At 61.9% G+C, this 12,564-nt stretch carries 12 protein-coding genes and 1 tRNA gene; 5 read left to right on the top strand and 8 right to left on the bottom strand.

The features are described 5' to 3' along the window. Positions 1 to 27: 27 nt before the first annotated feature. A tRNA-Tyr gene (locus I6E58_RS10150) sits at positions 28 to 112 on the bottom strand. Between the two features lie 134 nt (positions 113 to 246). Between I6E58_RS10150 and I6E58_RS10145 the strand changes: the two genes are divergently transcribed. The 3 genes from I6E58_RS10145 to cls are packed head-to-tail and all read left to right on the top strand — an operon-like array spanning position 247 to position 3,483. Then, positions 247 to 735, top strand: coding sequence for a YajQ family cyclic di-GMP-binding protein (locus I6E58_RS10145; protein WP_129072983.1), 489 nt, complete (start codon positions 247 to 249; stop codon positions 733 to 735). Between the two features lie 13 nt (positions 736 to 748). After that, entirely contained in the window at positions 749 to 1,948 is a 1,200-nt protein-coding gene (locus tag I6E58_RS10140; RefSeq protein ID WP_197133192.1) for a sodium:proton antiporter, read from the top strand. Positions 1,949 to 2,007: 59 nt separating this feature from the next. Then, positions 2,008 to 3,483: a cardiolipin synthase gene (gene cls / locus I6E58_RS10135; protein ID WP_197133190.1), complete on the top strand. Its 1,476-nt coding sequence runs from the start codon at positions 2,008 to 2,010 to the stop codon at positions 3,481 to 3,483. A gap of 13 nt (positions 3,484 to 3,496) precedes the next feature. On the opposite strand, the gene I6E58_RS10130 is transcribed toward cls, so the two are convergent. The 3 genes from I6E58_RS10130 to ubiE are packed head-to-tail and all read right to left on the bottom strand — an operon-like array spanning position 3,497 to position 6,799. After that, positions 3,497 to 4,855 (bottom strand): FAD-dependent oxidoreductase, encoded by a 1,359-nt coding sequence (locus tag I6E58_RS10130; protein ID WP_197133189.1) that lies wholly within the window; start codon positions 4,853 to 4,855, stop codon positions 3,497 to 3,499. A 54-nt stretch (positions 4,856 to 4,909) separates the two neighbouring features. Beyond that, positions 4,910 to 5,986 carry a polyprenyl synthetase family protein gene (locus I6E58_RS10125; RefSeq protein WP_197133187.1) on the bottom strand — a complete coding sequence of 359 codons (1,077 nt, stop codon included), beginning with the start codon at positions 5,984 to 5,986 and terminating at the stop codon, positions 4,910 to 4,912. A 27-nt stretch (positions 5,987 to 6,013) separates the two neighbouring features. After that, complete coding sequence (ubiE, locus tag I6E58_RS10120) at positions 6,014 to 6,799, bottom strand: bifunctional demethylmenaquinone methyltransferase/2-methoxy-6-polyprenyl-1,4-benzoquinol methylase UbiE (protein WP_129073602.1); 786 nt, start codon at positions 6,797 to 6,799, stop codon at positions 6,014 to 6,016. 143 nt (positions 6,800 to 6,942) lie between these two features. On the opposite strand from ubiE, the gene I6E58_RS10115 reads away from it, so the two are divergent. Further along, entirely contained in the window at positions 6,943 to 8,196 is a 1,254-nt protein-coding gene (locus I6E58_RS10115) for an isochorismate synthase MenF (RefSeq protein WP_197133185.1), read from the top strand. Positions 8,197 to 8,211: 15 nt separating this feature from the next. On the opposite strand, the gene I6E58_RS10110 is transcribed toward I6E58_RS10115, so the two are convergent. The 3 genes from I6E58_RS10110 to I6E58_RS10100 all read right to left on the bottom strand — a co-directional run bounded on the left by I6E58_RS10110 (position 8,212) and on the right by I6E58_RS10100 (position 11,135). Beyond that, positions 8,212 to 9,036, bottom strand: coding sequence for a polyphosphate kinase 2 family protein (locus tag I6E58_RS10110; protein WP_197133183.1), 825 nt, complete (start codon positions 9,034 to 9,036; stop codon positions 8,212 to 8,214). A gap of 70 nt (positions 9,037 to 9,106) precedes the next feature. Further along, positions 9,107 to 10,822, bottom strand: coding sequence for a 2-succinyl-5-enolpyruvyl-6-hydroxy-3-cyclohexene-1-carboxylic-acid synthase (gene menD, locus I6E58_RS10105; RefSeq protein ID WP_197133181.1), 1,716 nt, complete (start codon positions 10,820 to 10,822; stop codon positions 9,107 to 9,109). Continuing rightward, a complete protein-coding gene (locus I6E58_RS10100) occupies positions 10,803 to 11,135 on the bottom strand; it encodes a PLD nuclease N-terminal domain-containing protein (RefSeq protein WP_129072975.1) in 333 nt (110 codons plus the stop codon). The genes menD and I6E58_RS10100 overlap by 20 nt, the downstream gene beginning before the upstream one ends. Positions 11,136 to 11,189: 54 nt before the next feature. On the opposite strand from I6E58_RS10100, the gene I6E58_RS10095 reads away from it, so the two are divergent. After that, a complete protein-coding gene (locus tag I6E58_RS10095) occupies positions 11,190 to 11,588 on the top strand; it encodes a DUF4229 domain-containing protein (RefSeq protein ID WP_197133179.1) in 399 nt (132 codons plus the stop codon). Here I6E58_RS10095 and I6E58_RS10090 read toward each other — a convergent pair. Beyond that, positions 11,523 to 12,557 (bottom strand): 1,4-dihydroxy-2-naphthoate polyprenyltransferase, encoded by a 1,035-nt coding sequence (locus I6E58_RS10090; RefSeq protein ID WP_197133177.1) that lies wholly within the window; start codon positions 12,555 to 12,557, stop codon positions 11,523 to 11,525. The two genes, I6E58_RS10095 and I6E58_RS10090, sit on opposite strands and share 66 nt — an antisense overlap. Positions 12,558 to 12,564 lie beyond the last annotated feature (7 nt).

Raw genomic sequence — 12,564 nt, 5'->3', positions numbered from 1 at the left:
CTGTGTGCACAGGGCCTTTCGAATAAGTGGTGGCGAGTGGGGGATTCGAACCCTCGAATGCGATGCAGTCTGATTTACAGTCAGATCCCTTTGGCCACTTGGGTAACTCGCCAAGACGCCTTCGGCCACATGTATTCATCTGACCGAACGCGCTGAACCAGAATACAAGGAAACCGAGCCACGCGTGACCACTTCCCTAAAACTCGCCTGTGGGAGTTCTGGGCTCTGCCCGGGTAACATGGGATTATGGCTGATTCTTCGTTTGACATTGTGAGCAAAGTTGACCAAATGGAGGCGGAAAACGCCGTCAACCAGGCGCAAAAGGAGCTTGCTCAGCGCTACGACTTCAAGGGCGTTGGCGCCTCGGTCGAGTGGACCGGCGAGAGCCTCCTCCTCAAAGCAAGTGCCGAAGAGCGGGTTAAAGCCGTTCTCGAGGTGCTCGAAGCCAAGTTCATCAAGCGAGGCATCTCGCTGCGCAGCCTCGACGCCGGCGAGCCCTTCCCCAGCGGCAAGGAATACCGCATCGAGATCAGCCTGAAGAACGGCATCTCGTCTGAAGACGCAAAAAAGATTTCCAAGATCATCCGTGATGAGGCGCCGAAGGGCGTCAAGTCGCAGATTCAGGGCGACGAACTGCGTGTGCAGTCCAAGAGCCGCGATGACCTTCAGGCCACGATGGCGCTGCTGAAGGGCAAAGACATCGAAGTCGCTCTCCAGTTTGTGAACTTCCGCTAACAACTCCCCCAGCATGGATCTCTTCCTGCTGATTTTTGCAGCGACCCTATTGGTCGCTGTCTTGTTCTCCGCTCTGGCGGGGCGCACGGTGTTGTCGGCCGCCGTGTTGTTCTTGGGGGTCGGTTTCGTGATCGGCTCGGAGACCACGGGCATCCTGCAGTTCGATTCCTCGTCAACCGAGGTTTCAACGATCGCCGAGATTGCTCTCTTCGTCGTACTGTTCACCGACGGCATGAAAATGGGCTGGGCTGACTTACGCAAGGCCTGGCGTCTTCCTGGTCGCGCGCTCGGGTGGGGCTTACCGCTCACTCTTGCTATTACCGCGGTGCTCGCGCACTTCCTCTTAGGCCTCGGCTGGGCGGAGTCGCTGCTGATCGGCGCCATCTTGGCGCCAACAGACCCGGTTTTTGCTGCGGCACTCGTGGGCAACAAGCGAGTTCCGGAGCGGTTGCGCCAATTGCTCAACGTGGAGTCAGGCGTCAACGACGGTTTGGCGTTGCCGTTCGTGGTGGTCTTCTTAGCGGTCAGTTCAGGATCAGAAGAGCTGCATCTCGGCGAGCTGGGCCTTGAGCTGCTGGCCGGTACCGCTATCGGCATCGCAGTGCCGTGGATCGTGATCAAGGCGCTTCATACGCGGCTCTTCGCGGCAGCCGGAGTCTTTGAGCCCATCGTTCCGATCGCGATTGGCCTGCTCGTATTCGCGCTGTCGAGCTACACCCACGCCAATCTCTTCCTCGCCGCATTTGCCGCCGGAGTGACCGTCGCCACGGTGGGCCAGAAAGAGCGCGAGGCCTTCGAAGAGTTCGGCGAAATCGTCTCCGAGCTGCTCAAACTTTTGGCGCTCATGATCTTCGGCGCGCTTCTGTCCTTCAAGTTTTTGGGCGAAATCGCCTGGACCGGCTGGGCCTTCGCCATCCTCGCTCTCATCGCCGCGCGCCCTATCGCGCTCTACGTCTCGTTCCTCGGTTCCGGGCTCTCGATGCGAGAACAAGTCGCCGCGATGTGGTTCGGCCCGAAGGGTTTCGCTTCGGTTGTATACGTTCTCGTAGTCGTCTCCGCGGGTATCCCCGCTGGCGACCTCATCTTCCACATTGTGGCTCTCACTATCGCGCTGTCGATCATCGCTCATTCCTCCACGGATGTCGTGGTCGCTCGATCGTTCAGCGAAGCTCAAGAGACCCCGGCATGGCAGGGGCCGCCTCCACGCTGGTAGTCGTTCGCCAGCGTGATCGTCACGGCTCTTATCGCTCGTGAACTCGCTAGACTTCGCCCATGGACTTGGGCAGCATTGACTTCAGTTTTACAGCGGTTCTCGCTGCTGTTCTTGTCGTCATCGACTTTATGATTCGAGTGCTCTCGATCATCTACGTTCCGCGCAATCGCCGACCGCAGACCGCCATGGCCTGGTTGCTCGCTATCTTCTTCATCCCCTATTTCGGCATCATCCTGTTCCTCATATTTGGCAGCCGCAAACTCCCCAAGCGTCGCCGCGAGAAGCAGGCCGAGATCAATCAGTTCATCATCGAATCAACTGAGGGCATGGATCAGGTCGCGCAGGACGAACCGTGGCCCACATGGCTCAAGCCTGTGGTCGAACTCAACCGCACCCTTGGTGCAATGCCTCTGGTTGGTGGCAACACCGCGACGCTGCACTCAGAATACGAAGAGTCGTTGGATGCCATGATCGCCGAGGTCAACAAGGCCTCCAGTTTTGTGCACGTCGAGTTCTATATTCTCAGCGTTGACTCCACCACGCGGCCCTTTTTCGATGCCCTCGAGAGTGCAGTGCAGCGTGGGGTGAGGGTGCGGGTGCTCCTCGACCACATTGCATCTCTGCGGTCACCGGGCTATTTCGCCACGATCCGTCATTTGAAAAAAATCGGCGTCGACTGGCACGTCATGTTGCCGGTTCAACCGCTGAAGTGGAAGTTCCAGCGCCCCGACCTGCGTAACCACCGCAAGATCCTTATCATCGACGGAAACGTCGCTTTTACGGGATCGCAGAACATGGTCGACTCCTCGTACAACAAACGCGCCAACCTCAAGCGCGGGCTTCGGTGGAAAGACCTCATGGTTCGCTTCGAGGGCCCCATCGTCGCCGGAATCAACGCTCTCTTCATCACCGACTGGTACAGCGAAACAGACGAGCTGCTCGTCCGAGAAGGGTCGCTGGCGCCGGCAGCCAACTCCACCGCGAGTCTCGACGCCCAAGTCGTACCGAGTGGCCCCGGCTTTGAGGGCGAGAACAACCTTCGGCTGTTCAACTCTCTGCTTTATGCCGCTCAGCAACGCGTCATCATCACCAGCCCGTATTTTGTGCCGGATGACTCGATGCTCTACGCCATTACTACCGCGGCTCAAAGCGGGCTCGACGTGCAACTCTTTGTCTCGGAGGTCGCTGATCAGGCTCTGGTCTATCACGCCCAGCGCAGCTACTACGAGACGCTCCTGCGGGCCGGCGTAAAGATCTGGCTCTTCCCCGAGCCCACCGTGCTGCATGCCAAGCACTTCACCATTGATGACCAGGTCGCCGTCATCGGCTCGAGCAACATGGACATGCGCTCGTTCAGTCTCAACCTAGAAATCTCCGTGATGGTGCGCGGTGCCGAATTCATCGCCGACATGCGTGAGCTCGAATCGGAGTACCGGGCCGTTAGTCGGGAGCTCACCCTTGAGGAGTGGATGAAGCGCCCACGACGCTCGAAGGTTCTCGACAACCTCGCGCGCCTCACCGCCGCCGTTCAGTAGCGGCGGCCTGCCCCTATTCCGAGTCGGTGGTCTTGGAGGCGGCGAGCATGTCGTCGCGGTCGACCAGCTTGATGCGCGCCCGGCCTTCCGGCTCCCCCAGCGCGATCTCGTGGGCATCCAGCGACTGCCACCCCTGCAGGTTCGTGTACTCCACGTCGCGGCTCTTCAGCAGGTCGACGATGGCCTGTTCGTCGGGGTTCTCGGGGCTCCACCAATTGGCCTGGTCGTTCATGACGTGCTTGATGGTTTCCATCGCGTCAGACTTGGTGTGGCCGATGAGACCAACGGGGCCGCGCTTGATCCAGCCGGTCGCGTACACGCCATGAACCTGCTCGTCGTTGTCGTCAATGACCTGACCTTCGCGGTTAGGAATGACACCGCGGTGGTCGTCGAACGGGATGCCGTCGAGCGGCGAGCCGAAGTAGCCAACAGCGCGATACAGGCTCTGCACCGCGACCTCGCGGAACTCGCCGGTGCCGACGACTCCGCCCTGGCCGTCTGGCGTGGTGCGCTCGTAACGGAAGCCCTCAACACGATCAGTACCGAGCACCGCGACGGGGCCAGCGTAGAAGTGCAGGTGCAGACGACGTGATGCGGTGCCCTTTTCTTGGCCGCGCCACTTCGTGAAGATGCGGTCGAGAACCATGATCTGTTTGTTCGACTCGATGGCTGCCTTGGAGGCGTCGTCGTAGTCAAAGTCTTCTTCGTAGACAACCAGGTCAACGTCGTCAAGCTCGCCAAGTTCGCGAAGCTCGAGAGGCGTGAACTTCACCTGCATGGGGCCACGACGACCGAAGACGTGCACGTCGGTCACAGGGCTCGATTTGAGGCCCTCGTAAACGTTGGCGGGAATCTCAGTCGGCAGCAGATCATCCGCATGCTTAGCGAGCATTCTGGCGACGTCGAGCGCGACGTTTCCGTTGCCGATGACGGCGGTCTCTTTCGCGTCAAGAGTCCACTCGCGCGGAAAGTCGGGGTGGCCGTCGTACCAGCTGACGAAGTCGGCGGCACCGTGGCTGCCGGGCAGGTCGATGCCGGGAATGGGAAGCGGAGCATCCCGCACCGAACCGGTCGAAAAGATGACCGCGTTGTAGTGCTTCTTGAGGTCGTCGAGCGTGATGTCGCGCCCGTACGTGACGTTGCCGAAGAGGCGGATGTTGCCGGTGTCCAGCACGTCTCGCAGGGCGTTGACGATGCCCTTGATACGCGGATGATCGGGGGCAACGCCGTAACGCACGAGACCATACGGCGCGGGAAGCTGCTCGAAGAGGTCGATCGAGACGTCGAATTGGCGTTCAGCCTTCAGCAGGATGTCTGCGGCGTAGATTCCGGCGGGGCCGGCACCAACAATGGCGAGTCGTAGCTTGCTCATCGGTTGTGTTTTCCGTTCATCTCGGTGCGCCCGGGGCGCGGGCGAGTGGGCGTACTAGTTAGAGCGTTCGACGATGCCGTCAGCGAAACGCGTGAGGGCTTTCTTGACGGGGCCATTGGGCAGCGGCGCGAGGGCTTCAACAGCTTCGCGGCCCCAGCGGCGGGCTTCGTCCAAAGTTTTCTTCGTCACGGCATGTTCGCGCAGCTCGGTAACGGCAGCATCGATGGCTGCTTCGTCGCCTTCGCCGTAGAAGTTGGCGTTGACGTCGCGCTCAATGCGCGTCAGCAGCTCGGCGGCGTCGCTGTCAACGAGAGCAAGCTCACGCAGGTACAAGAGCGGCAACGTGGCAACGCCACTGCGCAGATCTGTTCCGGCTTTCTTGCCGGTCTTGCCGGTCTCGGCCGAGAGGTCAATGACGTCGTCGATGAGCTGAAACGCCACCCCAACTTTTTCACCGAACTCGCGAACCGGCTTGGTGTACTCGGCGGGGGCGTTGGAGAACATCACTCCAATTTCTGCCGCGGTCGCAATCAGTGAACCCGTCTTATCGGCCAAAACCTGAAGGTAATGCTCGACGGGGTTCTCGTCCGGCTTCGGGCCGAGAGTTTCGTGCAATTGTCCGAGGCAGAGCCGCTCAAAAGTGTTGGCCTGCAGCATAAGCGCTTCTTCGCCGAGCCCGGCAACGAGCTTGCTCGCGCGCGCAAAAAGAAGGTCGCCCGTGAGGATCGCAACCGAGTTGCCCCAGACATTTTGAGCGCTCGGGACACCGCGACGCAATTGCGCCTCATCCATCACGTCGTCATGGTAGAGCGAGGCCAAGTGGGTGATCTCAATTGCTTGCGCGGCAATAACCACATCGGCGTTGTTGCCGTCACCGAGCTGAGCGGTGAGCAGCGCGAGTACAGGCCGCACGCGTTTGCCACCGGCTTCGAGCAGGTAGCGGCTCGTGGCATCGGCGATTTCATCGGCAAAGGCCATGTGCGAAAGCAAGCCAGCTTCGACCTCGTCGAGGCCCTTTTCAATCGCCGTCGCGAAACGACGCTCATCGCTCGAGGCAAAGAGCTTTTCTCCCAGCCCCAACGAAGAGCTCAGGGTGTTGCTGCGACGAGCAGGCGGAACACTCGGGTTCACTGATCAACCGGTTTCTTTTGCGAAGCGCTACGGCTTCGGTGTGGTGTCTGAGTTGGTTTTTGCCTTGGTGATCGTCTTGATCGGACGAGTGGCATTGCCTTTGCGCTTGGCAACCGAGGCGAGCACGGTGGCGTCAGCGGGCTTGTGCCCACGGTGCATCGCCACGATGCCGGCGGTGAGGTTGCGGTACGCAACGCGGGTGAAGCCGGCAGCCCGGATCCACTGGCTGAGTTCGCCCTGATCAGGCCACTCACGAATCGACTCCGCGAGGTAGGTGTACGCCTCGGGGTTGGAGCTTGAGCGATCAGCGATGATCGGCATCACGCGGTTGAGGTAAGTGAAGTAGCCGGCGCGAACGATCGCGACCGGAGGCTTCGAAAATTCGGTGATGACGAGACGCCCACCGGGCTTGAGCACGCGGTACATCTCAGAAAGAGCAGCGCGGGGATCGTTAATGTTGCGCAGACCAAAGCTGATCGTGACGGCGTCGAACTCGTTATCGCCGAAGGGCAGCTGCTGAGCATCGCCCTGAATGAACTCGATCTTCTTGTGGCGCTTACGCGCTTGCTCCACCATGCCGGTGGAGAAATCGAGACCGACAACGCGCGCACCATTACGGTGAAGAGCAGCCGAGCTTGTGCCCGTGCCCGCAGCGATATCGAGGATGCGCTCCCCCGCTGCCGGAGCTACAGCACGCACCGTGGCAGCCCGCCACAGCACGGCGTTTCCCGCGGAGAGCACGTTGTTCGTACGGTCGTAATGTTTTGCGACACCGTCGAACATTCCGGCTACGTCTTCCGGTCGCTTGTTCATGTCAGCCTTACCCACCCCTTTAGTCTAGGGCGCTCAGAGCCGATGCTCACTTTCTTCGCCGCAACTGACAGGTACTCTGATACTTGTGGGGCACAAAGGGGCTAGAGAGCGGTCCGTTTACGGGCAGAATCGGAGACAGAGCGATGGCTAGCACCCACGAGATTCTCAGCGTTGTCACGCGCCCCACAGCGTCGGTTGACCGCCTGCTCGACTGGATCACTCCGCAGCGCCCCCTTGCCTTCGTGCGCGATGGAGAAGGCCTCGTGGGCATCGGCGAACTTCTGCGCCTCGAATTCCGCGGCGCAGATCGCTTCACTGCTGCCGCTGCGGCGTGGGCGGAGCTCGCTCGCACCGCGATTGTGCACGACAGCGTCAAGCGAGCAGGCACCGGGCTCGTGGCGCTTGGCAGCTTTGCGTTTGCCGACTCCTCCGACGCAGTGAGCGTTCTCATCGTTCCGCGCGTTGTCGTCGGCAGCCGCGATGGCATTCAGTGGGTCACGACCATCACCGTCGGAGAAACAAGCGGATTGCCCGGCACCTCAGACGGCCTGCCCACTGGCCCGCTCGAGCCCGCTGGCGATCTCGTGCACGTCGACTTCGTGCCCGGCGAGATGAGCACCAAGAACTTCACCAAGACGGTGAAGGCGGCGCTGCGCGAAATATCGCGCGGGGCTGCAGCCAAGATCGTAATCGCGCGCGATCAGAGCGCCGAACTTTCGGTCGACGCCGATCTACGCCTGCCCATCACCGCACTCGCCAGCCGCTACCCGGACACCTTCACGTTCGCCGTCGACGGCCTCATCGGGTCGAGCCCCGAGACGCTCGTTCGCGTGCAGAATGGCGCCGTCAGCGCTCGCGTGCTTGCGGGCAGTGCCGCGCGCGGCGACGACCGCATCTCCGACGGGCGAGCCGCCGGAACGCTCATGAACTCGCCCAAAGATCAGAAAGAACATGCGCTCGCGCTGGCGAGCGTGATGGATGCCCTCGCACCGCTCTGCAGCGAACTGAACGCGGCATCCGCCCCATTCACGCTGCAATTGCCCAACCTGTGGCACCTCGCTACTGACATTGAGGGGCAACTGAGCCAGCGTTCCAGCGGGCTCGACCTGATCGGAATCTTGCACCCCACGGCTGCCGTCGCCGGCACGCCAACGCCCGACGCCATCCGCCTCATTGACGAACTCGAGGGCTTCGACCGTGGTCGCTACGCCGGGCCCGTCGGCTGGGTGGATGCCAACGGCAACGGTGAATGGGCCGTGGCGTTGCGGTGCGCCCAAGTCAGCGGCGCGCGCATCACCGCCTACGCCGGCGCGGGAATTGTGGCCGGCTCCGACGCCAAAAAAGAGCTTGCGGAGACGGAACTCAAATTCCGCCCCATCGTCGAAGCGTTCGGCTAGCGAGCCTCTGCGTCGTTAGCTGTTAGCGAGGCGCACCTTTTCGGCCTCAACGTCATAGTCGGCACTCGGCCACTGCGGGTCGATTCCCTCGAGGGCATCAAGCAGAAGCTGCTGAACAGCCCAGCGCGCGTACCACTTGTGGTTGGCCGGAATCACGTACCAGGGCGCACTCTCGGTTGTCGTGCGGCGCAGGGCAATCTCGTATGCCTCTTGGTATTCGGCCCAGAGCAGGCGCTCATCCACATCACCGGGGTTGTACTTCCAGTGCTTTTCGGGCCGGTCAAGTCTCTCCTGCAGGCGCTCTTTTTGCTCATCCGCACTGATGTGCAGCATCACCTTGATGATGACCGTGCCGTTGGCCACGAGCTCTTCTTCGAACTTCTGGATGATGCCGTAACGCTCTTCGACGGTTTCCGGAGTCGAGAAACCGCGCACGCGATGAATGAGAACATCCTCGTAGTGCGAACGGTCGAAGACACCGATGAACCCCGCCTCGGGCAGCTCTTTGCGAATGCGCCAGAGAAAGTCATGCGACTTCTCTTCGTCGGTGGGCGCCTTGAACGCGTGAATCTGCACGCCCTGAGGATCTACGCCGCCAATGACGTGACGCAGGATGCCGCCCTTGCCCGCCGTATCCATAGCCTGCAGTACGAGAAGAACGCGACGCTCGCCGCCGAACTTACTCTCAGCAAAGAGTCGCTCTTGAAGCGCAGCAAGCTTTTCGCCGTTCTTGGCTAATGCCTTCTCGGCATCCTTCTTGTCTCCATCAAATGCAGGAGTTGATGATGGGTCGATGCTCGCAAGCTCGAAGTCGGCGGTGACAGGCGTGAGTGTGCTCATGCCTCAAGGCTACTCGGCAGGCCTTCTAGCGCTATCGCTGCGGAGCAACGTACGACAATGCAACCGCCGGTTAGCGTCCGAGCGGGACCTCGATGATGGTGGGTTCAGGGTGAGCAGACAGCGCCTGATCGAGCTCGCCTCGCGTGGACGCTCGAAGGTAGCGCCAGCCGTACGCCGTGGCGAGAGCTTCGATGGAGGCATTCTGCTGAGTGAGCAGTACGCGGTCAAAGCTTTCGCCCGCCTGGCTTGCCACCTCGAGAACGTCGAAGATGGTGCCACCACCGTCGTTGCCAACGATGACTTGGATGCGCGGGCGCGGTTCTCCCACGCCGAACATGAGAGCGCCGACGTCGTGGAAGATAGCGAGGTCACCGAGGAGCACGCGAGTGACCCCCTCGTTGCCCTTCTCGGCCTGGCTCGCGAGAGCAATTCCGAGGCCCGTCGAGATCGTGCCGTCGATGCCCGCAAGCCCGCGGTTGGCGTGAACCGAAATCTTCTTGCCGGGAACAACGCGGTCGACCTCGCGGATCAAGCGTGAGGCTCCGAGCACGAGGCGATCGTGGGGCCAGGTTGCGCGCCAGACCGCGTCGGCGAGCATCCGCCGGTCGACAGGAGTGCGCACAATCGCAAGTTCAGCTTTGGCGTGGGTTCCGGCATCCGCTTCGATGTCAGGCGCGATGCTGGCGGTTTCGAGCGACTGACGGCTCGTGGTGACCCAGCGGCCCAACCAGGCGCGGTCGGTGGCTTCGCCAGACACCGACACTTCATCGACGAAGAGCCGCACGCAGCGGCCGGGGTTGTAGTCGTCGGCCGACGGATGCCGCACTACGACGGTTTCCACGCCGCGACGCTGGATGAGTGCCGGAATCTCGCGACTCAACGTGGGATGCCCGAATACGATCACGCGCGCGACGCGGTCGCCAAAGTTGGCCGCGTTCAACAGCTCGCGATAGGCCACGACGAGGTTCGGCCCAAAGTGGGCCCCGCTGGAGACCTCGGCGATGAGCGGTGCGCCCAGCTCGCGAGCGACCTGCTCGGCGCGGGGGCCAGCTCCGGTGCCCGCCACCACCACCGTGGCGGGAGATGGGCTGAGAGCGAGCGTCGTCGGAGCGCCGGGTGACTGGTGCGTGGTGTTCTCGACCACGGGGTCGAGATCGCTAAAGAGATCGGGGAACACGGGCTCGCGGTGAGCTGCCGGTTCGGGGGCTACGGCATCCTCGGTGGGCTGCCACTCGAAGGGCGCAGACAGAGGCTCATCGAAAGACAGGTTGAGGTGAACGGGGCCGCTGACCGCGGCGACGGCATCGCGCGCCAGTTGCGCTGCGGCATCCATCTCGCCGGCAGCACCCGTCGGCGCCTCGACATCCCAGGTCTGGTGTACGGCGGTGCCGAAAATGCCGGGCTGCTGGGTGGTCTGGTTCGAGCCAATGCCGCGCAAGGAATCGGGGCGGTCGGCACTGATAATGATGAGCGGAACAGCCGAGTGATGCGCTTCGAGCACGGCCGGGTGGAGGTTGGCCACCGCGGTGCCAGAGGTTGTGACGACCAGCACCGGCGACTTCGTTTCAACCGCGAGGCCGAGCGCCAAAAAGGCTCCGACGCGCTCATCGATACGCACGCGCAAACGCAGCAGGCCGTGCTTCTCAAACTCGGCAGCAGCAAGCGCGATCGCCTGCGAGCGCGAGCCTGGACTCACCACAATGTCTCGAACGCCGAGACGAACGAACTCTTCGAGAAGGGCTACCGAGAAATTGGTGGCGGGAGAGTTAGTTGGTCTTATCGTCATCGTCGAGATCTGCTAGTTCCTGTTCGAGGCGGCGAATGCGCTCATCTTGTTCTTCTTTGGCGCGCATGTTGCGCAAGAAATCGGGGTCATCGTCGGGCGCAACTGTGCGCGTGCGACCCGAGTTCGAACTACGTGCCTTACCGAGCATGAACCAGAGCACTACACCGATAACCGGCAAGAGCACGATCACGAGAATCCAGAGAAACTTCGGCAAGGCGCGCACGCGGCTGCGATCAGTAAGGACCACGTCCACGATGGAAAACACGTCAACCGCCACAAGCGCGAAAGCGAGAACGACCAATAGGCGAGGCATGCCACCAGTCTACGCTCGCAGGCTGCACGCGGGATGCGAGCCTAGACTGATGCCGTGAAACCTTGGATCGCCTACTCACTGCTCCGCCTCGGAGTGTTCGCTGCGGCGTTCACCGTTCTCATGATTGCGGGCACCGAGCCGTGGCTTGCCGCCGTCATTGCGACAGTGCTCGGTTTCGCCATCTCTTATGTCTTTTTCGGCAAGCTTCGGGATGCCGTTGCTCTTGACTTCGCCGCCCGCCGCGAAGGCCCAAGCCACGACCCCGACCGCGAAGCCGAAGACGCTGAGGCCGACCTCGAGACTGCTGCCGGCCCCGAGACTGCTGCCTACTCCGCAACCACCGCCGAGGGCGCGACCCGCCCCGACGCGTTTCCGCGTACTGCCTCGCTAGAAGGCGATCGCCAGAGCGAGACCGATGCCGAACAACAGAGCAGTGAGCCCCGTCAGCTTTAGCGCCAAGATCAGCTCGGCGGGCGTCTTACCGGTGAGCACGATGACACACGCGGGCAGTGCAGCGAGAAGTACGAAGTACACGAGGTACGCGTTGAAGTACAGCAGCGAGTAGATGCCGAGAATGCCGAATGGTACGAGCATCGCAACGACGTAGAAGATGCGCGACGGCAGGTTACCCATTCGCACAGCCAGCGTTCGCTTGCCCGCCACCTTGTCTTGAGCGATGTCTCGGATGTTGTTGACCATGAGCGTCGCGACCGCGAACAGCCCCACGGCGACAGCGGCCAGCCACGACTCAAGGTTCACGGAATCCGCGAGCACGTAGGTGGTTCCCGCCGTGGCGACGAGGCCGAAGAAGATGAAGACGAAAACCTCACCAAGGCCGAGGTAGCCATAGGGGCGCTTGCCGCCGGTGTAAAAGTACGCGGCGATGATCGCTGCCGCTCCGACCGCCAGCAGCCACCAGTGTTCGCTGCGCACCACGATGATGAGCCCGGCAACGGCAGCGATGCCGAACCACACGAAGGCCACCGTGATGACGGTGCGCGGGCGAGCGGCACCAGAGGCGGTGAGGCGTCGCGGACCAACGCGGTGATCATCCGTTCCGCGCACTCCGTCGGAATAGTCGTTGGCGAAGTTCACCCCGATCTGCAGCGAGACAGCAACGACGAGGCAGAGCAGCGCACGCACCCAGTGCCAGCCATCACCTTCAACGTTGTGCGGGAGCACGAACGCGGCGGCGGTGCCCAGAGCCACGGGCGCAAAAGCGAGCGGCAGCGTCTGGATGCGAGCGCCGCTGATCCAATCGCGAGCCGTCGCTTTGGCGATCTTGGGCGCTTTCGGCGGACGCCCACCCGGGCGGCCACTCGCGCTCTTGCCGTTGTTCTTACCCGCGGGCGGACTCGATTTCGAGCCCGCTTTCGGCGAGACGGTCTTCGGATCGATGCGTTGCTGTTTGGGAGAGGCCACGGAGGGA

Origin of the sequence: Salinibacterium sp. SWN1162, from assembly GCF_015864675.1 — a bacterium.
Taxonomy (GTDB): Bacteria; Actinomycetota; Actinomycetes; order Actinomycetales; family Microbacteriaceae; genus Rhodoglobus.
Note: the sequence above shows the minus strand (reverse complement) of the source record. Positions and strands in the feature narration are given on the sequence as shown.

Coding starts and splice junctions, on each gene's coding strand:
- I6E58_RS10140 (WP_197133192.1), top strand. CDS start 749: ATGGATCTCTTCCTGCTGATTTTTGCAGCGACCCTATTGGTCGCTGTC.
- I6E58_RS10110 (WP_197133183.1), bottom strand. CDS start 9,036: ATGAGCACACTCACGCCTGTCACCGCCGACTTCGAGCTTGCGAGCATC.
- cls (WP_197133190.1), top strand. CDS start 2,008: ATGGACTTGGGCAGCATTGACTTCAGTTTTACAGCGGTTCTCGCTGCT.
- ubiE (WP_129073602.1), bottom strand. CDS start 6,799: ATGAACAAGCGACCGGAAGACGTAGCCGGAATGTTCGACGGTGTCGCA.
- I6E58_RS10115 (WP_197133185.1), top strand. CDS start 6,943: ATGGCTAGCACCCACGAGATTCTCAGCGTTGTCACGCGCCCCACAGCG.
- I6E58_RS10145 (WP_129072983.1), top strand. CDS start 247: ATGGCTGATTCTTCGTTTGACATTGTGAGCAAAGTTGACCAAATGGAG.
- menD (WP_197133181.1), bottom strand. CDS start 10,822: ATGACGATAAGACCAACTAACTCTCCCGCCACCAATTTCTCGGTAGCC.
- I6E58_RS10130 (WP_197133189.1), bottom strand. CDS start 4,855: ATGAGCAAGCTACGACTCGCCATTGTTGGTGCCGGCCCCGCCGGAATC.
- I6E58_RS10100 (WP_129072975.1), bottom strand. CDS start 11,135: ATGCCTCGCCTATTGGTCGTTCTCGCTTTCGCGCTTGTGGCGGTTGAC.